The sequence below is a fragment of the Actinoalloteichus sp. GBA129-24 genome (assembly GCF_001941645.1).
Lineage (GTDB): Bacteria > Actinomycetota > Actinomycetes > Mycobacteriales > Pseudonocardiaceae > Actinoalloteichus_A > Actinoalloteichus_A fjordicus.
In genome coordinates, this window is sequence record NZ_CP016077.1 from 2,042,640 (window position 1) to 2,065,685 (window position 23,046).

A 23,046-nucleotide genomic window follows, 5' to 3' on the forward strand; every position below is an offset into this window, starting at 1 on the left:
CCGCGCGGTGGCCTCGGCTCAGGTGTAGCCGGGCGGCGCGGCCTGATCGCCGGTCGGCGGCGGGGACCGGCGACCGGCGGTTGCCGCGCCGCGACAGCCCGGCCTCATCGACCCCGACCGTGCCCTCAGCCGCCCGGCACGCCGGTCCGCGCCGCCTTCCGGCCGGGATCGGGCCGGTCGTGCTGCCACGGCCGTTTCCGGGGCGGGCGGCGGCCCGCGCACGGCTGGACCTCGCCCGCCCGAGCCGGGCAGGCGGCTAAGTCGTGACCGGCAGGCAGGTCGCGCGGCGCCCCGGTGGGAAATTCACCGAAACGTGACGCCGAGGCGGTCGCACCCCTGTTCCGGGCCCACCCGGCGCCCTAGTCTCGGCTGCGTGCGCGAGGCATTCGGAGAACAGTTTCAGATTCCTGACGGCTATCTCAACACCGCTGCGACCGGGGTGCCGCCGTTGCGGGCAGGCAGACGGGTCGCCAAGGCCGTCGAGGACTGGTACACCGCCGCGCAGCCCAACGCCTCCTTCGACGACGAGGTCGACGCGTCCCGCGCGGCCTTCGCCGCCCTGACCGGAACCGACCCCGACCGGGTCGCGATCGGCTCTGCCGTGTCGCATCTGATCGGCATGGTCGCCGCCGCGCTTCCCGACAACTCGCGGGTGCTGGCGGTGCGCGGCGAGTTCGGCAGCGTGGTCCGCCCGTTCGTCGCCCAGGCCGATCGCGGGATCACCGTCACCGAGGTCGACCTCGACGACCTGGCGACGCACGTCCCCGGGCACGACCTGGTGACCGTGGCCGTCACCCAGTCCATCGACGGCCGGACCGTGGACCTGGCGGCACTGCGGGCCGCCGCCGAGAGCACGGGGGCGCGTGTCCTGCTCGACGTCAGCCAGGCCGCAGGCTGGCAGCCGCTGTCGCTGGGCTGGGCGGACTGGGTCGTCGGGGTCTCGCACAAGTGGCTGCTCAGCCCCAACGGAGCGTGTTGGCTGGCGTGCTCGGAACGAGGCCTCATCGAGGCCCGGCCGCATGCGGCGAGCTGGTACGCGGCCGCCGACCGATGGCAGAGCCTCTACGGGGCCGAGCCGGTGCTGGCCGCCGGGGCGCGCGGACTGGACACGTCCCCGATCTGGCACGCCCACCTCGGCGCCGTCGAGTCGTTGAACTGGCTGTCGACCCTGGATCTCGCGGAGGTGCGGGAGCACTGCGTGGGGCTGGCCGATCTACTGCTGGAACGGCTGGGACGGGCGCCTGCGGACTCCGCCATCGTGGCCATGGATCTGCCGGAAGGCGCAGGCAGGATCGCCGAGGCCGGGGTTGCCGCCTCGGTGCGCGCGGGGCGGGTGCGGCTCTCGTTCCATCTTTACAACACCGAGGACGATGTTCATCAGGTGGTGCGGGCGCTCGGCCGGTGAATCAGAGGCGTCGTCGCCTGATGAGGTGAAACACATTACGGTGTGTCCCCATGGCGACCCCGGATCACGCTTCCGACCCGGCCACACGACAGGCGGGCCCGAGTCACACCGAGATGACCACGCCCATGCCCGCTGTGTCCGATTCGCCATGGTCCACGCCGGAGAGCGCTCACCAGGACTCCGGCCAGCCCACGTCCGATTACTCGACGCCGAGGCACTCCAGGCACGCCGTCGGGCAGACCGGCGGGCAGTCGTCGGAGGAGGAACCCGCCACCGCCCAGTACTCGGTGGAGCCGTCGAGCGGCGGTCCGGCCGATCCCGCAGGCGAGGCGGTTCAGGAGGATCGGAGCACGTCGAGCACACCGGGAACGCCGGTACCTGCGGGCAGCGGTCGCCATGGGTTCACCCCGCCCGCCGGGCTCGACGCCCAGGCCGTCGATCCGCAGGCCTCCGCACCGAGGTTCGGACCGCCGACTCCGCCACGTGGCACCCAGCCGACCAACGACTCGGCCACGGTCGCCCAGGAACGGCCCGGTGCCACGCCGCCGCCCGGCGTGCCGATGTCGGCGACGACGTCGATGCCGCCCGCACCCGGGCACCAGTCCCACCCGCAGTACGCGCCGCAGGGCTCGTCGCCGCAGCATTCGCAGCAGCCTGCGCCGACGCCCGGCCACGGTTACGAGGCTCAGCCTCGGCCGACCACGCCTGCACCGGGATTCGCGGCCGCGTACGGCGCTGCGGCAGGCATGCAGCACGGGCCCGGCACGCCCCAGCCGGGCGGGCAGGCCCCCGGAATGCCCATGCAGCCCACGCCGGCAGGCGGCCTGCCCGCGCAGGCAGCACAGCTTTATGGAACACCGGCCCACGGGATGCCGCAGGGAGCACCGGGCCAGGCGATGCACGCTCCGGGCCTGCCGCCCCAGCAGATGCAGGGCCAGACACCCCCGCCGGGAACACCCGCCCAGGGTGTGCCGGGGCAGGCGATGCAGGCGGGGACACCCGGCTTCGGCATGCAGGCGGGCGGCCCGCCTCCGCACGGGGGACAGGCACCGGGTCAGGCCGGCGGCGCACCGGGCGGTCCCAACCCGCCCCGACCGAACCGGCGGCCGCCCGCCGGTCGTCCCCCGGCGAAGGCCCCCGACACGAAGAACAAGACCGCCGACTACTTGATGAAGGGCCTGGGCCTGGTCCTGGTCGCGGTCCTCTCCGGCACGATCTACGTGCTGATGCAGCCCCGGCCGGAGGCTGATGGTCCGGGCCTCGGCTCGGGTGGCTCCGGGGAGCCGAGTACGGCGCCGAGTGAGCAGGCGGAAGAACTGCCTTACACGTTCGCGGAGGTGCCCGACGCCAAGCGCAGCTTCAGCGGCGTCGACTGTGCGGTGCACTCCTACGGGCAGGTGCAGAACTTCCTTGAGGAGAACCGCTGCGACCGGCTGACCCAGGTCCTCTACACGACCGAGCACGAGGGCGCCGACGTCGTGGTCTCGCTGGTGACGGTGACTTTCGAGGAGGAGCAGACCGCCGAAGACCTCAATGAACTCACCACCCGGACCGGCACCGGCAACATCAACGACCTCATGACGGAGGGCGTCCTCGCCGACGGCGGCCCCGAGTCGCTGCACCCCGAGGCTGGCTACTACTCCGAGCGACGCGGAGACACCTTGATCATCTCCGAATCCGCCTTCTTCGACAAGCGCAGCGACAAGCCGAACCTCGACGAGATCTGCGCCGAGGCGGTCCGCCAGTACGACGAGGACGCCCCCGCGAACTAGGCCGAGTCCGGCGAGCCGGGGAAGGTCACCGTCAGCGGGTTCTGCCCCGCCGCCCGTCGCCAGCGGACGGCCCGGACCGCCGCGTCGGTCAGCGCCGCCACCGAGGTCGCCCGCACGCCCGGCTGCTCGGCGTGTTCCAGCAGCGCGCGCCAGGCGCCCGCGCAGTCCGTCTCGGCGTGGATCAGCATCGCCACCGCCGTCGCGTGGTCGGTGACCTGCTCCGGCGACTGGTATGCGGCCTCGGTCGGCACGGGATCGACGCCTTCGGCGCGCAGGGCGTCCTCCAGGGTGTCGCGGCGGACCGTGTGCGTCCTGGTGCCCTCGGCCAGCGCCTCGGCGACCTCCTCATCACGGAAGGCCGCCGCCAGGTGGTGTGCCCAGACGGCCGCGTGCTCGGCCGCCAGCGCGGTCTGTACGGCGTCGACGGCGTCGCCGATTGAGCCTCCCAGACCCGGCTCGGCGGAACCGGTCGTCTCGGCACCCGAGGTGTCGGGGTCGCCGGAGCTGTCAGCGGTCTCGGTGGAACCGGAACGGCGGTCGATCATCACAGCACCTCTCCCAGGGTCGTGCACGATGCGCTGATCGAGCCCGCGAGGCCCGCCCGGTGCCCGCTCAGCTCCGGAGCCAGCTCGGCGGCCTGCGCGGCGGCCAGGCTCATCGCCTCCTGAAGGCCGGTCAGTGCCGCACCCGCGTCCGACGGCGGCTCGACCGGCGGCGGCGCCTCGGAGGCCGAGGGCTCGGGCGGCTCCACCGTCACGGCCCGGTCGATCTCCCTGCGCAGCGCCTCGGCGTGCGCGGCTCGGTCGGCGGCCACGAGTCCGGCGCTCTCCGCGAGGTCGGGGAAGGCGGCGGCGACGGCCTCGGCGAGCGCGGCATCGGCCTCGGCGGACTCCAGCAGGGGTTCGAGGACGTCGGGCTCCGGCGGTGGCGGCGGGTCGGTGCACGCGGCCAGCAACGGCAGCGCCACCGCACCCAACAGGCCTGCCAGCAGCACGCGACGCCGCGTGATCGGCCGGGCCGAGCGGGGCGATGGCTGGGCCGAAGGAGGCGAGTAGGTCGGCGGAGTGGTCGGGAAGGTCACGATCGCCCATCCTGCCGGCGCGGCCCGACGGCTCCTCGGCTGCGCCGTCGCAGGATCTCGGGGCCGGGGCCGGGCACCCACGCGATACGCTTCCCCACCACGACCGTCGGAGAGCTGGGGCCGGCCGGCGGGCCGCCATGCGCGGCGGCGGGACGGTGCCCAGGCCGCGGCAGTGCAGTCGCAGCACGAACAAGCAGCAGTGAACTAGGGAGTCGAGCAGGTGCCGAGTGGGCAGGACCGCGGGTCGCAGTCGCGAGGCGAGGCCGCACGCGCGCGGCGGGGCGGTGGTGCCGAGGCGGCACTGGAACCGCTGATCACCGGCGCGCTCGCCCCTCTCGGCGTCGATCTCGACTCGCTGGACGTCGGGCGAGCGGGCAACCGGCGCATCGTCAAGGTCGTGGTGGACGCCGAGGACGGCATCGGCCTGGACGAGGTCGCCTCGGCCAGCCGAGCGGTGTCGGCAGTGCTGGACGCCGCCGACACCGACCAGCAGGACGCCGACGGCAGCGGGCAGGCCGGGGCACTCTTCGGCGGGCCCTACACGCTGGAGGTCACCTCGCCGGGCGTCGACCGGCCGCTGACCAGGCCGAGGCACTGGCGCCGAGCCCGGAAGCGGCTCGTCGCGGTGCGCCTCGCCGAGGGCGGCGAGCTGACCGGTCGCGTCGGCGCCTGCGACGACCAGGGGGTGACCCTGCTCGTCGACCGGACGCTGCGCCGCCTCGCCTATTCCGAGGTGGAGCGCGCGACGGTGGAGGTGGAGTTCCGCCCGCCCGCCGAGGAGGATCTGCGGCTGCTCGGCGACGACGAGGCAGGACACGACCGGCAGGCTGCCGGCGTGGAGCAGGACACGCACGCCGAGGGCGTGCGGTCGAATACGGAGGAGAAGTCGCAGTGAACGTCGACATCGCCGCACTTCGGGCGATCGAGCGGGACAAGGACATCCCCTTCGACACGGTTCTCGAGGCCATCGAGAGTGCTCTGCTCACCGCATACCGACACACCGAGGGCCATCACCCGCACGCCAGGATCGACATCGATCGCAAGTCGGGCATGGTGCGCGTGCTGGCCTACGACCTCGACGCGGAGGGCGCGGTCGCCGAGGAGTGGGACGACACGCCGGAGGGCTTCGGCCGGATCGCGGCGACCACCGCGCGACAGGTCATCCTCCAGCGGTTGCGTGACGCGGAGCACGAGCGCACCTACGGCGAGTTCGCGGCCAAGGAGGGCGAGATCCTGGCAGGCGTCGTGCAGCGCGACGCCAGGGCGAACGCCCGAGGTATGGTGGTGGTGCAGGTGGGGGAGATCGAGGGTGTGATTCCCCCGGCCGAGCAGGTTCCCACCGAGACCTACACCCACGGCAGCCGGATCAAGTGCTACGTGGTCGGTGTGGCCCGTGGGGCGAGGGGGACGCAGGTCACCCTCTCCCGGACCCACCCCAACCTGGTGCGGAAGCTGTTCGCGCTGGAGGTCCCCGAGATCGCCGACGGCGTCGTGGAGATCCCCGCGGTGGCACGCGAGTCCGGACATCGATCCAAGATCGCCGTTCATTCGACCGTGTCCGGGGTCAACGCCAAGGGCGCGTGCATCGGCCCGATGGGTGCCCGAGTGCGTAACGTGATGAGCGAACTGGGTGGCGAGAAGATCGACATCGTCGACTACTCGGACGATCCGGCCTCGTTCGTCGGCAACGCGCTCTCGCCTGCCAAGGTGGTGTCGGTCCACGTCGTGGACGAGCGGGCCAAGACCGCCAGGGTGACCGTTCCCGATTTCCAGCTCTCGCTGGCGATCGGCAAGGAAGGTCAGAACGCCCGGTTGGCGGCCCGGCTCACCGGGTGGCGGATCGACATCCGCAGCGATGCGGAGCCCGCGTCGGCGGCGTCCGACGCAGTGGGTTCGGCGTCGGATTCGGCAGGTTCTCCGGCAGCCGGTTCGGCTGAGTGAGAGGCACGGGTTAAACTTTCATTGGATCACCTCATGTCAGCGGTTCCAGAACGCGCTCGCCCGGTTCGGACGTGTGTCGGCTGTCGGTGTCGTGCGGTGGCATCCGAGCTGTTGAGGGTGGTGGCCACGGCTGAGGTCGTGGTTCCGGACCCCAGGCGAAGACTTTCGGGCAGGGGTGCCTGGTTGCACCTCGACCCGAAGTGCCTTCGGCTCGCCGAGCGACGTCGGGCATTCCCCAGGGCGTTGCGCGTTCCGGGGCCGCTGGACTTGTCGGCGGTACGGACGTATCTCGACGCTGTCGAAGGTGTTACAGACTGACGTGGAGCCCTTCCACGTCTGCCGCAAGAGGAAGCAGGTCGACCCGTCATGAAGCAGCCGTGAAGCTGAAGCCATGAACGTGTTTCGACGGTAGGACGAGGTCGTGCGGGACTGCCGCTCGGCCTCACCCAGATGAGGAGAGCAGTGGCAGGCAAGGCCCGCGTGCACGAGCTCGCAAAAGAGCTCGGCGTCACGAGTAAGGAAGTACTGACCAAGCTCCAGGACCTCGGCGAGTATGTGAAGTCGGCGTCCTCCACGGTGGAGGCGCCGGTGGCCCGCAGGTTGCGGGACGCATTCCCGAAGGGCGACGGAGGACGGTCTCGTCGGAGCGGACCCCGCCCCGAGGCATCGGCACGGCCCGGTCCGCCGGCGACGCCGAAGCCCCCGTCGAGCGAGCCGGGCGCCGAGCGCCCCGCCGCTCGCCCCGGCCCCGGCATGTTCAAGCCCGGCCCCGCCAAGCCCGGCCCGGCTCGTCCTGCGCCGCAGGCCGAGCAGCCGCAGGCACCGGCGGCGCCGACCCCCACTCCCACACCCCAGCCGGAGCAGCCCGCTGCCTCGGCCGCGCCCGCTGCGCCGAAGGGCCCGTCGACCGACGGCCCGTCGGCAGGCGGACGTCCGCCGATGCCCGGCCCGCGCAAGCCCGCGCCCAAGCCGGAGCAGACTCCCGCACCGCAGCAGCGTGCGCCGGAGCGTCCGGGCGGCAAGCCCGGCGGCGGCGCCCGGCCCACGCCCGGCCAGTCGGTCGTGCCCCCGAGGCCGCAGTCGCCGAAGCCGGGGCCGCGCGCGCCTCGGCCCGGTAACAACCCGTTCGGTGTCGGCGGCGCGTCGCCGCGTCCGGCCGGGCCCCGCTCCGGCGGCGGTCCCGGTGGCAGCGGCGGCCCCGGCGGCGGCGGCGCACCTCGTCCCGGCGGCGGTCGTCCCGAGCGGGGCGCACCGCGCTCCGATCGCAGCGGCCCCTCGGGCGGCGCTCGTCCCGCAGGCCCCGGTGGCGGCGGTGGCGGCGGCGGTTCCCGGCCCAACCCGGGCATGATGCCGCCCAGGCCCAACCCCGGCATGATGCCGTCCGGCAGGCCCGGCGGCGGTCCCGGTGGTGGCGGCGGCGGTCGTCCCGGCGGCGGTCGCCCCGGTGGCGGCGGCGGTCGTCCGGGTGGTCCCGGTGGTGGCGGCGGCGGTCGTCCCGGTGGCGGCGGCGGTGGCGGCGGCTACCGAGGTGGCGGCGGCGGTGGCGGCGGCTACCGTGGCGGTCCCGGTGGCGGCGGCGGTGCCCCCGGCGCGGGCGCTCCGCCCGCAGGCGGCTTCCGAGGCCGTCCCGGCGGCGGCGGCAACCGAGGCCGTGGCGGCGCGGCGGGTGCCTTCGGGCGTCCCGGCGGACCGGCTCGGCGTGGTCGCAAGTCGAAGCGGCAGAAGCGCCAGGAGTTCGACAACATGCAGGCCCCCTCGGTCGGCGGCGTCCGCCTGCCGAAGGGCAACGGCGAGACGGTTCGTCTTCCCCGTGGCGCCTCGCTGACCGACTTCGCGGAGAAGATCAACGCCAACCCGGCCGCGATGGTCCAGGCGATGTTCCACCTCGGCGAGATGGTGACCGCGACGCAGTCGGTCTCCGACGAGGTCCTGGGCCTGCTCGGCCAGGAGATGAACTACACGATCCAGGTCGTGAGCCCGGAGGAGGAGGACCGCGAGCTCCTCGACACCTTCGACATCACCTACGGCGAGAACGCGGGCGACGAGGACGACCTCGAGTTCCGTCCGCCGGTGGTGACCGTCATGGGTCACGTCGACCACGGTAAGACGCGACTGCTGGACACGATCCGCAAGACCAACGTCCAGGAGGGCGAGGCAGGCGGCATCACCCAGCACATCGGGGCCTACCAGGTCGTGACCGAGGTCGGTGAGCACGAGCGTCTGATCACCTTCATCGACACCCCTGGTCACGAGGCGTTCACCGCCATGCGAGCCCGTGGTGCGAACTCCACGGACATCGCGGTGATCGTGGTCGCGGCCGACGACGGCGTCATGCCGCAGACGGTGGAGGCCATCAACCACGCGCAGGCCGCGAGCGTGCCGGTCGTGGTGGCGGTCAACAAGATCGACAAGGCGGGCGCCAACCCGCAGCGCATCCGCCAGCAGCTCACCGACTACGGGCTGATCGCGGAGGAGTACGGCGGCGACACCATGTTCGTCGACATCTCGGCGCGGCAGGGCACCAACATCGACGGGCTGCTGGAAGCGATCGTGCTGACGGCGGACGCGACGCTGGACCTGCGGGCCAACCCGAACATGGAGGCTCAGGGCGTCGCGATCGAGGCGCACCTGGACCGTGGTCGGGGTCCGGTGGCGACGGTGCTGGTGCAGCGCGGAACGCTCCGGGTCGGCGACTCGATCGTCGCGGGCGACGCCTACGGGCGCGTCCGGCGGATGGTGGACGAGTTCAACGAGGACATCATCGAGGCGACTCCGTCGCGTCCGGTGCAGGTCATCGGCTTCACGTCGGTTCCGGGTGCGGGTGACACCTTCCTGGTCGTCGACGAGGACCGGGTGGCTCGGCAGATCGCCGACCGCAGGCAGACGCGGATGCGCAACGCGCAGTTCGCCTCGCGTCGCAAGCGGGTCAGCCTGGAGGACCTGGACAAGGCCCTCAAGGAGACCAGCCAGCTCAACCTGATCATCAAGGGCGACAACTCGGGTACCGTCGAGGCTCTCGAGGCCGCGCTGTTGAAGATCGACGTGGGCGACGAGGTCGAGCTTCGGGTCATCGACCGGGGCGTCGGCGGCATCACCAAGGCCAACGTCGACCTCGCGGTCGCCTCCGACGCCATCATCCTGGGCTTCAACGTCCGGGCGGAGGGCAAGGTCGTCGATCAGGCCACGCACGAGGGCATCGACATCCGGTACTACTCGGTCATCTACCGGGCGATCGAGGAGATCGAGCAGGCCCTGACGGGAATGCTCAAGCCCGAGTTCGAAGAGGTCGAGCTGGGTCGCGCCGAGGTCCGCGAGGTCTTCAAGTCCTCGAAGATCGGCACGATCGCCGGTTGCATGGTGATCGGCGGCGAGGTGCGACGCCGGAGCAAGGCTCGCCTGCTGCGGGACAACCTGGTCGTCGCGGAGAACCTCGGCGTCTCGACGCTGCGGCGATTCAAGGACGACGTCACCGAGGTCCGCGAGGGCTTCGAGTGTGGTCTGACCCTCGGCTCGTACTCCGACCTCCGGGTCGGCGACGTGATCGAGACCTACGAGATGCGCGAGAAGAAGCGCGCCTGAGACGAGTCCTCGGTGGGCAGGTCCTGAGCTGGGCCTGCCCGCCGAGTTCGTCCCCGCCCGCCTCGTCAGGCGGGCGGACCATGACGATCAGCTCACCTGGTGATGCCGGTGTACGTCGGTGCCCTCGAACTCGACCTGTTACTGGGCGATGTTCATTCGTTGAAGCAGAAGCGGTCGGTGGTCCGGCCGGTCATCGCGGAGCTGCGCAAGCGCTTCGAGGTGTCCGTGGCCGAGAGCGGCCACCTGGACCTGCATCGTCGCTCGTTGATCGGGGTCGCCGTGGTGGCGCCCGACTCGCAGCACGTCCGCACGGTGCTCGACGCCTGTGAACGGACGGTGGCAGGCCGCCCCGAGATCGAACTGCTCTCGGCCCGCACACGACTGCTGGGGCCCGAGGACGAGTAGCGAACCACCCTTCGAGGAGGCCGACCGGCCTTCTCGAAGGTCTGTCTGGATTCTAGTGATCAAGGAGGAGCGTCGTGGCCGATGTGGCCCGCGCCCGCAGGCTTGCCAAGCGGATCGCGCAGATCGTGGCGTCCGCGATGGAACGTGAGGTCAAGGACCCGAGGTTGGCGAGGGTGACCATCACCGACGCCAAGGTCACGGCGGACCTGCGGGACGCCACCCTGTACTACACCGTGATCGGCGAGAGCGTCGACGCACCACCGGACGTGGCCTCGGCCGCTGCGGCGCTGGAGAGCGCCAAGGGCGTGCTGCGCAGCCTGGTCGGGCAGCAGACGGGGATTCGGTTCACGCCGACCCTGACCTTCGTCGCGGACACCGTGCCCGAGGCGGCCAAGAGCATGGACGAACTGCTGGCCAGGGCTCGGGAGGCCGACGCGGAGGTGGCCCGGATCGCCTCGGGCGCGACCTTCGCCGGTGAGGCCGACCCGTACAAGTCCACGGACATGGACGACGAGGAGGAGGACCTCCACGACGCCGAGGAAGACGCTGCCGACGAGAACTCCTCGGCAGCCGAGGACGCGGTGGACTCCGAGCGTCCGGCGGACTCGGCGTCGACGCCGCGCGACGCGGCGGACTCCGAGCGCTGACAGCTGGTCAACCGGGCCCGACCTCTCCACCGCCGGTTCTTCGCGGTGTGGAGGTGCGGGCCCGTTCTGCTGTGTCGACTCGGCACGGGCGTCGTCGGAGGGGCTGAACGAGACGCCGGAGGCGAGCCGCCCCGACCCGCGCGTGCTCGGCAGGCCGCTGCACGACACCCGTGGCCATCGCCGCTGGTGGGCGGCTCGCTTGGCCCTGCGGGGACCGGCAAGGCGAACTAGCATCGCACACCATGACGTTCCCCGTTCTCGAAGGAAAGACCGCGATCGTCACCGGCGCTGCGAAGGGCATGGGCGCCGCGACGGCGCTGCTGTTCGCCGAGGCGAAGGCGAAGGTGGTCGTCGCCGACCTCGACGAGGAACTGGGGCGGCGGACCGTCAGCGAGATCGAGGCCGCGGGCGGCACCGCGTTCTTCCATCGGGTGGACATCTCCTCGGCCGCCGACGTCGAAGCGTTGGTGGCCGCGACGGTCGACCGCTTCGGCAGGTTGGACGTCGCGATCAACAACGCCGCGTTGACGCCGGACGACCGGCCGATCAACGACCTCGACGAGGCCTACTGGGATCGGCTGATCGCGGTCGACCTGAAGGGCACCGCGTTGTGCCTGAAGTACGAGATCCGCCAACTGCTCGCCCAGGGCGGCGGCGGCTCGATCGTCAACATCTCCTCGGTCAGCGGCTTCCGTCCGCAGCCGAACAACGCCGCCTACGTCGCCGCCAAGCACGGGGTCGTCGGCCTCACCAAGGTCGCGGCGATGGAGAACGGCAGCCAGGGCATCAGGGTGAACTCGGTGGCGCCCGGCGCCATCGACACGCCGATGCTGCGGGGCGCCCTGGAGCAGTTCGGCTTCGACGAGCACGAGTACGCCGCCCAGCTGAGCCTGCTGGAGCGGTTCGGCGAGGCCAGGGAGATCGCTCAGGCGAGCCTGTGGCTGGCCTCCGACCTCTCCTCGTACGTCACCGGCACGACCCTCCACGTGGACGCGGGGTACACGAGCCGCTGAGGCGGTCGCGACGTTCGGCAGTCGGCTTGCCGCTCCCCGCCCGCACCGGTCGCTGACGACCGGAGGCGCTCGGGTGTGCCCTGTCGCTGCGCCCCGGCGGCCTGCCCTACCGCCTCTGCGCGGGTCCTTCCACTTCCCGGGCCGCTGAGCTGTCACTTCTGGTACCTCAACTTGTCCTCCTTGTGTCGTCGCCCTGTCTCGTCGTCCTGCCTCTCCGCTTCACGGTTCGATGGTCTCGCGGCTTCCCCGTCGAGCGGTCGTCTTCACCGGGTGCTGCCAGAGCCGACGGCCGCCGCCCCCGCCGCCGGGAGACACCCGCTCTTTCGGGCCTTCGCTCGTCCGGCGGGTGTCGACCGCGAACGCTGCGCCCTCGGGCCGTCGAATCCCCCTGCCCCGTGATCGCCCGCGATCGAATCCGGGCGGTTGCGCGGGGCGATGCCCGACGACGGCCCCCCACCCCGCGAGACGGCCCGACCGCGGGCCTCGGCGATGTCCGGGGCCGCATCTAGGGTGTGCTGGGCCGCCACGCGGCCCGCCGGTCGTCGTCTGTCAGCCGTGAGGTGGTCGTGTCCGAGGCTGTTCCAGAACCGTCGCAGGCAGCGGAACGCGTCCGGCCGAAGGAGTTCCTCCGGCTGGCGGTGCCCGCGCTGGGCGTGCTCGCCGCCGAGCCGCTGTATCTGCTGGTGGACACGGCTGTCGTCGGCCATCTGGGGGCGGTGCCGCTGGCCGGACTGGCCGTCGGCGGCGTGGTGCTCGCCCAGATCTCGACCCAGCTGACCTTCCTCTCCTACGGCACGACGGCCAGGGCCGCCCGCCTGCACGGTGCGGGCCGACGCGGGGAGGCCGTCGCCGAGGGCGTGCAGGCCACCTGGCTGGCCCTGGCGGTCGGGACGGTGCTGCTCGTCCTCGGGCAGCTGTTGGCCGGGCCGATCGCCCGAGCATTGGCCGGACCAGGGGAGATCGCCGACGCGGCGACGTCCTGGCTGCGCATCGCGTTGTTCGGGGCGCCGCTCATCCTCGTCACGATGGCGGGCAACGGCTGGATGCGCGGGGTGCAGGACACCATGCGCCCGTTGCGTTACGTGCTGATCGGCAACGGCATCTCCGCCGTGCTCTGCCCGATCATGGTGCACGGCCTCGGCTGGGGCCTGGAGGGCTCGGCCATCGCCAACGTCGTGGCCCAGTCGCTGTCGGCGCTGCTGTTCTTCCGATCGCTGCTCATCGAGAAGGTCGCGCTGCGTCCGGTGCCCGCGCGGATGATCGCCCAGCTCAAGCTGGGGCGGGATCTGGTGCTGCGCAGCCTCGCGTTCCAGGCCTGTTTCGTCTCGGCCGCCGCCGTCGCGGCCCGTCACTCGGTGGGCGCGGCGGGCGCGCACCAGATCGTCCTCCAGCTCTGGACCTTCCTGTCGTTGGTCCTGGACTCGCTGGCCATCGCGGCGCAGGCGTTGGTGGGCGCGGCGCTCGGTCGGGGCGACCGCAGCCAGGCGCGCGGGCTGGCGTGGCAGGTCGCCCGCTACGGGCTGTTGTTCGGGCTGGCGTTGGGCGTGCTGTTCGCCTCGGTGTCCGACGTGCTGCCTCGGGTCTTCACCCCCGACGCGGTGGTGCTGGCGGAGGTGCCCGCCGCCTGGTGGTTCTTCGTGGCGCTCCAGCCGATCGCCGGGGTGGTGTTCGCGCTCGACGGCGTGCTGCTCGGTGCGGGCGACGCGGCGTTCCTGCGCACTGCGACCCTGTTGGCGGCGGTCGTCGGCTTCCTGCCGTTGATCTACCTGTCGATGTTCTACGGCTGGGGTCTGGCGGGCATCTGGACCGGCCTGGCCGCGTTCATGGTGCTTCGCCTGCTAGCGGTGCTGCTGCGCACCCGGTCCGGGAACTGGGCCGTGGTCGGGGCGGTGCGGTAGTCGACCTCGTCCCTGGCGAGAACGGACTGCGTGCGCAGGATGCCGATCTCCGATCGGCATCCTGCGTTGCACACTGTTCGACGATCGTCAGCAGCCCTGCCTGCCGCTGCTGATCTGTTGGCGGAGGCCGCCCCATTCGATGTAGCCGACGGCGGCCACACAACGGTTGGCCGTGCCGGTGACCCCCCGAGGTCCTGCGTAGTAGGCGAAGTCGCCCAGGTCCGCGCTGGACGAGGTGTCGATCGTGCAGGGCAGGCCTTCGCCGCTGCTCTCGACACAACGGTAGGCCCGCACGTAGGTCGGCGCCGCCACTCCGTAGGACGCGCCCCGGTGGTAGAAGCAGGCGCTGTTGGTTCCGCCGTTGGAGCTGTTGTAGAAGATCGCCAACTCGCCGACGCCGCTACTCAAGGTTCGGCTGTAGCTGACGGTTCCGGAACACGACACCGCTGAGGTTCCCGGATCTTCGCCTGCCGGGCTCGCCGCTGCCGCAGTGAAGCCGCCCATGGTGAGCAGGAAGCCCACCACAGCCAGCATCGAACACACTGATCGCACGATTCTCTGCATTTCCCCCTCGATCCTCTGATTCGCCACGCAGCGATCTGGCGAGGCCCCCCGGCCTCGGCGCACAGACGTCGTGCGTTGCTGCGGTGCGGAACAGATCGTGCGCGCCGCTACATCTGAAGTAAACCCGGTTCGCGGGAAATGGTCCGATCAGCGGTGTGCCTGCCTGCCGTGGCCGGGCCTGCGACTCGGCCGGACGGCCGCGTGCAGGCGGCACAGAACTCCCTCGACGCCGCGCTGCTGATCCGGCATCATGGCGTCGAGTACTCACAGTGAGGAGTCGTGCGTTGTCCGTGACGGAGGTGGTGGAGCAGTTGCGGCGGGCGCATGCCTTGTTGGTGGTGGCCAGGGAGGCGGCGGTGGTGGCGGAGTTCGCGATCGGCGAGGGTGGGGAGATCTTCGACGAGGGAACCGCAGGCTCGGTCTGGCCGCAGGTCCAGGAGATGCGCAGGCTGCGGCGGGAGGCAGGAGAGGACGTGCGGCTGGCACACGCGGCGATGGTGGCGGCGCAGGAGATCATCGACGAGTACTGCTTCGCCATCGCGGGGCACGGGGTTGACGGGGCGGCGGTGTTCGGGTCGGTGAGTGGATCGGGGCCGAGCGTTGACGAGGAGGTGCCTGCCCCTGCTGCCGATACCAGGCCGCCTGGCCGAGACACGGCCGCGCAACGGGAAGCGGAAGCGGACTGGATCGCTGACCGGGAACGCGCAGGCGTGGTGATCAACCCGAAGAACGTCACTCGGATCGCCAGGCTGCCGGACGGTCGGATTGTCTGGGTGGAAGGGCGAAATAAGAAGGGCGGCCAGGAGCATATTCTGGATGATGACCGTGTGGGTCATTTCCGCCGCGTAGGCGTGCCAAGAGAGCGCGTAATTCCGTTGGTCTTTGCTGCCCTCGAGGGCGGAACGGTGGTCGGGTATAGTGGAAAAGATCGGCCGGTGTATGAAGTGGTGTTTGATGGAGAGGTGCGACGTGTGGCTATCACTGTCACACGTGATGGGTTGATTGTAGGTGCGCATCCAATCTCTCTTAAGCGAAAATTGCGACCACGTCTTCATAGGAGTTAATTTGTCTCGATCTGTTGTTGTGTCCTTCCTTGTCGGCTGGCAAGAAGATCCTTTTTATTACGATTGGGATGATCCTGAGGAGTACAACCACTCGATCGAGGAGGCTGCAAAGGATCTGCAGCTTTCTGCTGACCTGGTTGCCCAGATCACGATCTGGGACGATGAATACCAGGCTACATACAAACCTGACGATTATCGAAACTCGGGCTTCCCGAGCGTGGAACTTGAGGAGGCGTGGCGGGAGCGCGGGAAGGTGTTGGCTGAGCGGATCAAGCGGGAGTCCCCCGTGGTGAAGAGCGTGGATTATCGGGCCGAGGGTCTGCACCCTAAGGGGTGGTGTGTGTTCTGATCGACAGGGGTTCGGGTTGGCCTGCTTGGCGCTCACTCCTGTAGCTGAACCTGGCGCAACTTTTGGGGAGTTAGATGGAGCGTTCGGTTGAGGTGGGATTGTTGCTGGGATGGCAGGAGGACCCGTTCTATTACGAATTGAATGATCCTGAAGACTACAATCACTCGATTGAGGCGGCGACAGAAGAGTTGCGTCTGCCTGCCTCCTTGGTTTCCGAGATCATAGCGTGGGATGCCGAATATCAGGCGACTTATGATCCCGATGGTTACGTGTGGTCGAAGTCCGGGTTCGATTCACCGGAGATCGAGGACGCGTGGCGGGAGCGGGGCAGGGTGTTGGCTGAGCGGATCAAGCGGGAGTCGCCGGTGGTGGCGAGTGTGGATTATCGTGCTAATGGGGTTATTCCGCCGCGTACATGCGTATTCTGATGGGTGCGGAACTGCAGGGAACTCATTCGCATCCGCATTGCATTGGAGGCTGTAATGTCTCGTTCTATTGTGGTGTCGTTGTTGGTCGGTTGGCAGGAGGATCCGTTCTACTATCACGGAGCTGATCCTGAGGAGTATGGTCATTCGATTGAGGAGGCGTCGGACGAGCTGAAATTGCCCACTGACCTCGTTGCCGAGATCAGGGATTGGGATGCTGAGTATCAGGCGACGTATGATCCTGATGGTTACGTGTGGTCGAAGTCGGGGTTTGATTCGCCGGAGCTTGAGGAGGCGTGGCGGGAGCGGGGGAAGGTGTTGGCTGAGCGGATCAAGCGGGAGTCGCCGGTGGTGGCGAGTGTGGATTATCGCGCCGAGGGTCTGCACCCTAAGGGGTGGTGTGTGTTCTGATCGACAGTCGTTCGGGTTGAGCTGTTTGGCGCTCGCCCCTGTAGCTGAAGCTGGCGCGACTGTTGGGGAGTTAGATGGAGCGTTCGGTTGTGGTGGACTTGTTGGCAGGCTGGGATATGGGTCCGTTTTACTATCATGTGGAGGATGATCCCGGCGGGTTTGATTATTCGGTCGAGCAGGCTGGCGAGTTCCTGAGGCTGCCGGCCGAGTTGATTCGAGAGCTGAAGTCGTGGGATGACGAACTTCAGGCAACGTATGACGAGGACGGCGACGGGGAGTCCGAATTTCCGAGTGCAGAGCTTGAGGAGGCGTGGCGGGAGCGAGGCAAGGTCCTGGCTGCTCGGATCAAGCAGGAGTCGCCGGTGGTAGCGCGCGTGAATTATTGGGCTAACGGTGAGATTCCCGACGGAATTTATATCTACTGACTGAGTGTGGTTTAACGGCTCTTCTCGGCTGTGGTGGCTGCCGGACGAGCTTGGACTCACCGCCGTCGACCTTTCGTGTTGGTGTGTGCTCCCGCCGCGATGTGTGCGGCGGGGGAACACGGGCGTCCGGTCTCAGCGGAGCCGGTCGGTCTTGATCGAGGTCAGGAAGCTGTTGAACCGGGTGCGGTCGAATGCCAGCGTGCCGCCGTCCCGGTTCTTGGTGTCTCGGATTCCGACCAGACGTTGACCTTGGCCGATCTCGACGCAGCCGCCGTTGGACGCACTGCGAGTGCTCTTGCGCCAGCCGCCGAACCTGTCTTCCGTGATTGCGCGACTCCGTCCCTTACTCGTTCAGCAGGTCTGTTGATTCGTCAATGGCCAGAGCCGGTTCTTCCATGCTGTCAGCTGCCGGCAGTGAGCGTCGGCCTGTGTGCCGGATTGAGTCCGCAGCTCAGCTCTAGGCCGATGACCGGCTCTTCGGTGCTGCACGTCGACGGCGGTGACGAGGTGTGGTGGTGCGCTGGTTGGCGTGTGCTCCCGCCGCGATGCGTGCGGCGGGAGCACACGGGCGACCGGTTTCAGCGGAGCTGATCGGTCTTGATCGAGGTCAGGAAGCTGTCGAAGGCGGGGCGGTCGACGACGAGCGTGCCACCGCCCCGGTTCTTCGTGTCCCGGATTCCGACGATACCGGGTGCATCGCCGATCTCGACACAGCCTCCGTTTGAGTGGCTTGCCGTGGCTTTGTGCCAGCCTCCCAGCTGGCCAACATCATTTGGTGTCATTGCCACACTCCACCCTGTACCTCTCTATGACGGCCATCGACTCGCCCGCTGTCAGGGCGATGGCCTCGACCTTACCTACCGCGTCGAAATAGATTTCCGTGTCTTCTCGACGATCCAACCACGTGCCGGTCCGCAGTCGTTCCAGGTAGACGATCGGATCCATCGATTCAAATTCTAGGATCGTAAAAGGACCTGCCATGCCGAAGTATGCGCCGACGCGGTCTGGGATCACTCGGATGGTTATGTTCGGTCGCTTCGTCGCATCTATCAGGTAGTCGAGCTGCTCGCGGAGCGTGGCTGGACCGCCGACGGGGCGTCGGAGCGCGTTTTCTTCCAGGTACAGCGCATACGGTGTTGCGGTTCGCCGCCGTTCCAGAACGGATCGTCGGGACAGCCTGACCTGGATCAGTTCGTCTACATTATGTGCGTCGTCGTCAATCTCGATCAGAGAGCGCGCGGTTTCTTCGGTCTGTAGGAGACCGGGGATAAATCCGCCCACATCGGTGATCTGAGTCGCTTCGCGTTCGTAGCCCATCAGAGTGGTCAGTTGTTCCGGGTTCGCGGCCCCGGGAGTCCATGGCGAGATGCCGAGGCGTGTGAAGTCTTCCAGCCACTGGTACAGGCGGTCGTTTCCGACTCCGATCGCGGCGGCTACTTCTTTGAGCAGTTCCTCTGTGAAGAGGATTTCACCGCGTTCCAGCCGCGTGACATAGGTCGGGTTCTTGGGCTTGTTCAACCGCCGCGCCAGCTCGCGAATGCCGATGCCTGCGGTGTCGCGTGCCCGCTGGATCGTCCTGCCGAGCGTCCGCGCCTGCGGACTGCGGAGGTTCGTCACGGGCACAGGGTACGCGGCTCCCTCAGCCGTGGAGGTCTTCCGGGACCCTCGAGGCTTTACCCCCATCGGGCGATTGACTAACTGTTTTGACACGGCAACAGTGTAGCTAGTGTCGCAAAACAGCAACTCTGGGTAGTGGGAATGCTCGGGGTCTGTTCGACACGAGATCCCCGGATCACCTGGCTTCCTCACGAAAAGGAGTCGGCGACGTGACCACCGCCGTGCGTACTCAAGCCGAAGATGTGACAAAGAGTGACCGCTTGTGGAGGCGGCGCCATCGAACGGCATCGCCGGATCACCCCGTCCGGGGAGGCCCTCGGGTGCCGCGATGAGCACCGCGCTGGCCGGGTCGCTCTCGCCACAGCCCATGGCAGCTCGCTACCTCGGTGTCTTCCGGCGGCTCGAGCACCGCCCGGACCCGAACTATCACCGGGTCTGCGTGGCGGTGTGCGGGGCGATGGTCACCCGCCGGACCGCCTCCGACCGCCGCTTCTCTCCGTGCCCCTCCTGTTTCCCGGAGCCCTCATGTCCTTCCGCTGGTTCGTCCGGTCCCTGTCCAGAGGGGACACCCACCTCGGCCGCCGCGCCGAGCAGCCCGCTCCTTCCGTCGCCGCGTTGTGCGATCCCGAGCTCTCGTTCGCCCCGCTGAACCGGCGGCCGTTGGCGGTCTGCTTCTTCGACTGGCAGGTCTGCCTCGACTGCCTCACCGCCGACTCTCCTGCCGTGGAGATCGCGTCGCCTCGGGTGCCCGGTGATCTGGGCGTCACGCCGGACCGCTCGGTGCCACTGCCCGTGCCGGTGTCGCTCGGCGCCGGGGCGGTGAGCCGGTGAGCGCTCGTCATGCCCGACGTCGGCTCGCTGTAGCGGGCGTGCCCGCGCGGTGGCAGTCCGTCGGTGGACTTCAGCGGCTCCCCGCCGCCCGAGTCCGACCGTATCTCGGCATCTCCCTCTGGCCGTCCGAGGAGGACCAGTCATGACCGCACTGATCGCCGAACACTCGATCTCGGCTGCGAACCCGCCTGGTCGACTGTTCCCGCCGAGTCGTCGGCGCCCGTCTGCTGGGGAGAACGTCACCGAGCGCCAGAACCTCCCCGGTCGCGAGAGCCTCTCCCGTCACGAGAGCCTTGCCGAGCGCGAGAACCCGCCGGATCGAGCGAACCCGCCTGATCAGGAGAATCCGTCGATTCAACACGCTCCGTCGGACGGGCGGGATGCCCCGGTCGCGCCGCCGGCTCCGAGGGTCCCGAGGCCGCAGGCGTCCGTGACCTCCGCAGCGTCCGCGACCTCCGCCGCGCTGCCGCTGGTGGTGTCGGTGAACTCCACGACCGGGCGGCCGGAGTCCCTGGTGCTCGTGGCGGATCGATCAGCCCGCTCGGTCACCCTGGCCCGTCGGGGGCGGGGGTTGGCCTCGTTGACCGTCCAGACCGCCGAGATCCTGCGGGCGGCGGCGTCCACCGGTCGGCCTGCGGCGGCGGTGGAGATCGCCGTGGTGGCGCGGGACCGCCGGGCCGGTCGGCTGCGGGTCGCGGTCCTCGGGCCGCAGATCACGATGACCCTCCTCGCGGGCGGGTACGAGCTCCGGTGCTGGCAGGTCCCGCAGCGTGGCGCGCTGGCTGCGATGCTCGGCCGCGCCCTGGCCCACCTCGTCCGGGAGGCCCGGTGAGCGCGGAGACGACCGTGTGGTGGCAGGACGTGCCCACCACGACGCGAGAGGTCGCCGACCGGCACGCCGTCGACATCCGCCACGCCGGGCCGCCGAAGAGCGGCGCCCAGGTCGAGACCCTGTGCGGGATCACCATGACCGTCCGCACCGTCCGCCGCTGCCTCGGCCGGATCACCACCTGCCGAGACTGCCAAGACCTGGCCCGGCAGCTCTGCGGCCTGCCGCCGCTGGAGTCCGACGCGGGAGGTCGCCATGGGTGACCACACCGGTCGTCGGATCGCCTGCCCCGCCGCGACCTGCCGGGCGATCGGGTCCGTCGAAGCCGGGCACGCCGTCGAGTCCGCGGGCCTCGGTCGTGGCGTCGATACCGACGGGCGGGTCCAGACCGCCGGGTCCGGGGACGCCTGCGGGTCGCCGCTGCCCGTGACGGCCGGATCGAACCGCGTCGTCCGGCGGGGCGAGTCCGCAGGGCGGGAATCAGCAGGGCGTGCCGATTCCCCCGACTCGGCTCCCGCTGGTGCTGCCGCTGGTGCTGCCGACTACGCCGCCACGGCCGGGCGCGGCAGGCTGCTCCGGCCCGCGAGAGCCGGCAGGCCCGTCGGTGCTGCCTGCTGCGCCCTGCCGACTCGGCAGGGCGACCCTGCCGGAATCCGCAGGCGTTCCTGGGCCGGCCTGCTGCACGCCGCGCTCGCCGTCCTCACGGCGTTCGTCGGTCTGCCTGCCGAGAGCGGCCCTGCTCGCCGCCGACGCGACCGGAGCGCGGCAGGCTCGACGGCGCGGCAGCCCCGGCGGGCTGCCCGGTCCGACCGGGCCTGTCCCCGCTGCCGGGGGCGTCGGATCGTCGCCACGCCGGGGAGCCGGCTGCCCTTCGACACGATCTGCTGCCCGGAGTGCCGATGACCGACCAAGAACCCGACCTCGGCGGCGACGGGGTGCACCGCTGCCCGGCCGCCGCGCCCCGGCCCGCCGCGCACGTCTGGATACTGCCCGCCGTGGCGGGCGGGCTGTTCTGGGGCGTCTCCTGCTCGCGGTGCCCCACCCGATGGCACGGCATCGTGCACGGCGGCGTCGACGACGCGCTCCGCGAGGCCACCGCCGGGATCACGCCGGAGACCTTCGTCAAGCGTCATCACCTGATCTCCGGCGGCAACCGACTTCACCAGTGGATCAGTCGATCGCCCGACGTCCCGCCGCTGCTGCGGCGCCTGGTCGCCCACGACCCGACCTTCGCCGTCGACGGGGAGTACCGGCTGACCGCAGACGGCCCGGCCGTCGGGTCGGCGGACGTCGTCGCGGCGGACGCGAGCTTCCGGCCCGCCAACGGCGCCGCCGGGTGGGCGGTGGTCACCGGTCGCGGCTGGCACGACTCCGGGCGGCTCGACCCGCGACATCCCTGGGACTCCCACTCCGCCGAGGTGATGGCCGCCGCCCACGCCGCCTCGCTCTATCCACGTGGCCATTCCGTCACCGTCGTCACCGACAGTCGGATGGCCGCCGAGGTACTCGACATCCTCGTCAATGCAGGCAGCCGACGACGCCGCCGCATCTACCCCGGTCTCACCGTCAGCGAGCGCGGCCTGAACATGATCGAGGACCTCACCAAGGCTCGATGCGAAGGCGCCCGCATCCGGTTCGTCTGGAAGCCCCGCAACACCGACGCGATGCTCATCGCCGCCGACACCCTGGCCGCCGCCGCCGCCGTCGCGACGACCGAGGTCACCCACCCCGACGTCCTCCGGGAGCTGCAACGCTCCGTCGCCGCCATCCGCAATGCCGTCCGGCGGGCCGTCTCCACCCTCGACTCCGCAGGACTGCAGCCCCACCAGAACACGGCGGCGATGGCCTCCCTCGCCTCCGCCTACACCGACGCGATGGCCAAGGCCAGCGAGCGACTGGCGACGGAGGCGCCGTGGGAGCCGGAGTCTCGCTCCTCGCCGCCCCGGCGGCCGTGATCGGCGACGGGCCGCCGAGGTCGAGTGCTCCGACCGGCGGTGCGCGAGTGCCCTGATCCAGTGGCGGACGGGCTCGTGTCGGCAGCCTGCGAGGGGTTGGCCGGACGGTGAGCCGCCTGCGCAGGTGGGTCGCCCGCGTCCCGCAGGGTGACAGGCCTCGTCGAACGAGCCTCGTTCTCGACGGCGATGCCCGCTTCGGACGGCCGACGGAGGTCGAGTCTCGGGCCTGGCCCGGTGTGTCCTCGCCGCGCGAGGTCTCGTCATGCCTCCGCTGGGGGCGGGGGAGTACGTCGGTTCCTGGCGGACGGCAGTCGATTCGGGCGAATACACACTCGGATCGGCGAGGTTCGGGCCTCGGCTGCGGCGCCCTCGGGGCGGCACACCGCCCTGCGGTGCCCGGACGGCCGTTCGGCGGTGCCCCTTCAGGCTGACATCGTCGTCCGTTCGGCCTAGAGTCGGCTGCCTCTTCGGACGCCTGGGCGGTCCTCGGCAGTCCGCCCACGCTTCGCCTGCCGCTCCGGCGGCAGACGGCGTACGTCGGTTCGGTGGGACGGCGCCCGCCGAGTCGGGGCGGCGCTCCACCGGGCCCGGCGTCGTCGGTCTCGAGGCTCCTCGGCGACCTTCCCCGGCACCCCGAGGCCTGCCGGGCGGCCCGGCGTAGACCGATCCGTGATCTCCGAGGCGGTTCGACCGTCGAGTCGGTCCCCGCGCCCGAGGCCCGTCGCCCGCCGAGGCTCGGCGTCCTCGGCGCCGCAGGACTCGCCGCCCGACTCGGGCGACGCGCCGGCAGTGTCCGGGCACATCAGGCCTGCTCACGAGGCAGACGACGGGCGGA

25 protein-coding genes and 1 pseudogene are annotated in these 23,046 nt (G+C 70.2%); 20 read left to right on the top strand and 6 right to left on the bottom strand.

Annotated elements, in window-relative coordinates:
* Positions 1-373 precede the first annotated feature (373 nt).
* Both UA75_RS09245 and UA75_RS32670 read left to right on the top strand, forming a co-directional pair.
* Entirely contained in the window at positions 374-1,405 is a 1,032-nt protein-coding gene (locus UA75_RS09245; protein WP_075739894.1) for an aminotransferase class V-fold PLP-dependent enzyme, read from the top strand.
* A gap of 50 nt (positions 1,406-1,455) precedes the next feature.
* Complete coding sequence (locus UA75_RS32670) at positions 1,456-3,177, top strand: hypothetical protein (RefSeq protein WP_075739895.1); 1,722 nt, start codon at positions 1,456-1,458, stop codon at positions 3,175-3,177.
* Here the strand turns inward: UA75_RS32670 and UA75_RS31645 are convergent.
* Both UA75_RS31645 and UA75_RS31650 read right to left on the bottom strand, forming a co-directional pair.
* On the bottom strand, positions 3,174-3,722 hold the full coding sequence (locus UA75_RS31645) for a ferritin-like domain-containing protein (protein WP_157434071.1): 549 nt from the start codon (positions 3,720-3,722) through the stop codon (positions 3,174-3,176). The two genes, UA75_RS32670 and UA75_RS31645, sit on opposite strands and share 4 nt — an antisense overlap.
* On the bottom strand, positions 3,722-4,258 hold the full coding sequence (locus UA75_RS31650; protein WP_232237698.1) for a hypothetical protein: 537 nt from the start codon (positions 4,256-4,258) through the stop codon (positions 3,722-3,724). The genes UA75_RS31645 and UA75_RS31650 overlap by 1 nt, the downstream gene beginning before the upstream one ends.
* A gap of 220 nt (positions 4,259-4,478) precedes the next feature.
* Here UA75_RS31650 and rimP point away from each other — a divergent pair, with 220 nt between their 5' ends.
* From rimP to UA75_RS09295, 8 genes and pseudogenes are all read left to right on the top strand, one after another.
* Complete coding sequence (gene rimP, locus UA75_RS09260) at positions 4,479-5,153, top strand: ribosome maturation factor RimP (RefSeq protein ID WP_083683055.1); 675 nt, start codon at positions 4,479-4,481, stop codon at positions 5,151-5,153.
* Positions 5,150-6,199 (top strand): transcription termination factor NusA, encoded by a 1,050-nt coding sequence (nusA, locus tag UA75_RS09265; protein WP_075739896.1) that lies wholly within the window; start codon positions 5,150-5,152, stop codon positions 6,197-6,199. The genes rimP and nusA overlap by 4 nt, the downstream gene beginning before the upstream one ends.
* Positions 6,200-6,232: 33 nt before the next feature.
* Entirely contained in the window at positions 6,233-6,517 is a 285-nt protein-coding gene (locus UA75_RS09270; RefSeq protein WP_075739897.1) for a YlxR family protein, read from the top strand.
* Positions 6,518-6,661: 144 nt separating this feature from the next.
* A complete protein-coding gene (infB, locus tag UA75_RS09275; protein ID WP_075739898.1) occupies positions 6,662-9,778 on the top strand; it encodes a translation initiation factor IF-2 in 3,117 nt (1,038 codons plus the stop codon).
* Positions 9,779-9,886: 108 nt separating this feature from the next.
* On the top strand, positions 9,887-10,183 hold the full coding sequence (locus UA75_RS09280; RefSeq protein ID WP_075743597.1) for a DUF503 domain-containing protein: 297 nt from the start codon (positions 9,887-9,889) through the stop codon (positions 10,181-10,183).
* Positions 10,184-10,257: 74 nt separating this feature from the next.
* Positions 10,258-10,704 (top strand): annotated as a pseudogene (rbfA, locus tag UA75_RS09285) (30S ribosome-binding factor RbfA); the annotation flags it as partial.
* 368 nt (positions 10,705-11,072) lie between these two features.
* Positions 11,073-11,843, top strand: coding sequence for an SDR family NAD(P)-dependent oxidoreductase (locus UA75_RS09290; protein WP_075739899.1), 771 nt, complete (start codon positions 11,073-11,075; stop codon positions 11,841-11,843).
* Positions 11,844-12,409: 566 nt separating this feature from the next.
* Positions 12,410-13,741 carry an MATE family efflux transporter gene (locus UA75_RS09295; RefSeq protein ID WP_075743598.1) on the top strand — a complete coding sequence of 444 codons (1,332 nt, stop codon included), beginning with the start codon at positions 12,410-12,412 and terminating at the stop codon, positions 13,739-13,741.
* A gap of 87 nt (positions 13,742-13,828) precedes the next feature.
* Here UA75_RS09295 and UA75_RS09300 read toward each other — a convergent pair whose 3' ends face one another.
* A complete protein-coding gene (locus UA75_RS09300; RefSeq protein WP_232237699.1) occupies positions 13,829-14,293 on the bottom strand; it encodes a hypothetical protein in 465 nt (154 codons plus the stop codon).
* 150 nt (positions 14,294-14,443) lie between these two features.
* On the opposite strand from UA75_RS09300, the gene UA75_RS34890 reads away from it, so the two are divergent.
* From UA75_RS34890 to UA75_RS09320, 6 genes are all read left to right on the top strand, one after another.
* Positions 14,444-14,578 (top strand): hypothetical protein, encoded by a 135-nt coding sequence (locus tag UA75_RS34890; protein ID WP_257787616.1) that lies wholly within the window; start codon positions 14,444-14,446, stop codon positions 14,576-14,578.
* 17 nt (positions 14,579-14,595) lie between these two features.
* Complete coding sequence (locus UA75_RS32675; protein WP_157434072.1) at positions 14,596-15,369, top strand: cysteine rich repeat-containing protein; 774 nt, start codon at positions 14,596-14,598, stop codon at positions 15,367-15,369.
* A 19-nt stretch (positions 15,370-15,388) separates the two neighbouring features.
* Positions 15,389-15,718 carry a hypothetical protein gene (locus tag UA75_RS09310; protein WP_075739901.1) on the top strand — a complete coding sequence of 110 codons (330 nt, stop codon included), beginning with the start codon at positions 15,389-15,391 and terminating at the stop codon, positions 15,716-15,718.
* Between the two features lie 74 nt (positions 15,719-15,792).
* Positions 15,793-16,146, top strand: coding sequence for a hypothetical protein (locus UA75_RS32680; RefSeq protein ID WP_157434073.1), 354 nt, complete (start codon positions 15,793-15,795; stop codon positions 16,144-16,146).
* A gap of 54 nt (positions 16,147-16,200) precedes the next feature.
* Positions 16,201-16,554, top strand: a complete 354-nt coding sequence (locus UA75_RS09315) for a hypothetical protein (RefSeq protein WP_157434074.1) — start codon at positions 16,201-16,203, stop codon at positions 16,552-16,554.
* A 74-nt stretch (positions 16,555-16,628) separates the two neighbouring features.
* Positions 16,629-16,979, top strand: coding sequence for a hypothetical protein (locus tag UA75_RS09320; RefSeq protein ID WP_157434075.1), 351 nt, complete (start codon positions 16,629-16,631; stop codon positions 16,977-16,979).
* A gap of 132 nt (positions 16,980-17,111) precedes the next feature.
* Here the strand turns inward: UA75_RS09320 and UA75_RS09325 are convergent, their stop codons facing one another.
* From UA75_RS09325 to UA75_RS09335, 3 genes are all read right to left on the bottom strand, one after another.
* Positions 17,112-17,306 (bottom strand): DUF397 domain-containing protein, encoded by a 195-nt coding sequence (locus tag UA75_RS09325; protein ID WP_075743600.1) that lies wholly within the window; start codon positions 17,304-17,306, stop codon positions 17,112-17,114.
* A gap of 251 nt (positions 17,307-17,557) precedes the next feature.
* Positions 17,558-17,761: a DUF397 domain-containing protein gene (locus tag UA75_RS09330; protein WP_075739904.1), complete on the bottom strand. Its 204-nt coding sequence runs from the start codon at positions 17,759-17,761 to the stop codon at positions 17,558-17,560.
* Entirely contained in the window at positions 17,748-18,596 is an 849-nt protein-coding gene (locus UA75_RS09335) for a helix-turn-helix domain-containing protein (RefSeq protein ID WP_198042975.1), read from the bottom strand. The genes UA75_RS09330 and UA75_RS09335 overlap by 14 nt, the downstream gene beginning before the upstream one ends.
* A 525-nt stretch (positions 18,597-19,121) precedes the next feature.
* Here UA75_RS09335 and UA75_RS09340 point away from each other — a divergent pair.
* The 4 genes from UA75_RS09340 (at position 19,122) to UA75_RS09360 (ending at position 22,211) form a co-directional block, all read left to right on the top strand.
* Positions 19,122-19,427 carry a hypothetical protein gene (locus UA75_RS09340; RefSeq protein ID WP_075739906.1) on the top strand — a complete coding sequence of 102 codons (306 nt, stop codon included), beginning with the start codon at positions 19,122-19,124 and terminating at the stop codon, positions 19,425-19,427.
* 142 nt (positions 19,428-19,569) lie between these two features.
* Positions 19,570-20,259, top strand: a complete 690-nt coding sequence (locus UA75_RS09345) for a hypothetical protein (RefSeq protein WP_075739907.1) — start codon at positions 19,570-19,572, stop codon at positions 20,257-20,259.
* On the top strand, positions 20,256-20,519 hold the full coding sequence (locus UA75_RS09350) for a zinc finger protein (protein ID WP_075739908.1): 264 nt from the start codon (positions 20,256-20,258) through the stop codon (positions 20,517-20,519). Before UA75_RS09345 ends, UA75_RS09350 begins: the two co-directional genes overlap by 4 nt.
* A 636-nt stretch (positions 20,520-21,155) precedes the next feature.
* On the top strand, positions 21,156-22,211 hold the full coding sequence (locus tag UA75_RS09360; RefSeq protein WP_157434077.1) for a hypothetical protein: 1,056 nt from the start codon (positions 21,156-21,158) through the stop codon (positions 22,209-22,211).
* Positions 22,212-23,046 lie beyond the last annotated feature (835 nt).